Raw genomic sequence first — 269 nt, 5'->3', positions numbered from 1 at the left:
AGCGCGTATGACACGGTGGAAATCGCGCTGGGCACGGAACTCGTGAGCTTCGAGGAAACGGCCGGGGGCGTGACGGTTCATCTCAGGGACGACACGGGCGCGACGCGTACTGTGACGTGCGATTACCTGCTCGGCTGCGACGGCGCGTCGAGCACGGTGCGCACGCAGCTGGGCATCGAGTACGAGGACCTCGTGTTCGACGAACCGTGGCTCGTCGTGGACCTGCGCGTGAATGAGCGCGGCATTGAGAAGCTGCCGAAGGTCGCGAT

The 269-nt window shown here is 65.1% G+C and carries 1 protein-coding gene; it reads left to right on the top strand.

Annotated elements, in window-relative coordinates:
• Positions 1-269, top strand: a 269-nt coding sequence (locus SB816_RS31985; RefSeq protein ID WP_410548240.1) for an FAD-dependent monooxygenase, incomplete at both ends; no start/stop codon positions are given.

It is taken from the genome of Achromobacter sp. SIMBA_011 (genome assembly GCF_046535435.1).
Taxonomy (GTDB): domain Bacteria; phylum Pseudomonadota; class Gammaproteobacteria; order Burkholderiales; family Burkholderiaceae_B; genus Achromobacter; species Achromobacter dolens.
Note: the sequence above shows the minus strand (reverse complement) of the source record. Positions and strands in the feature narration are given on the sequence as shown.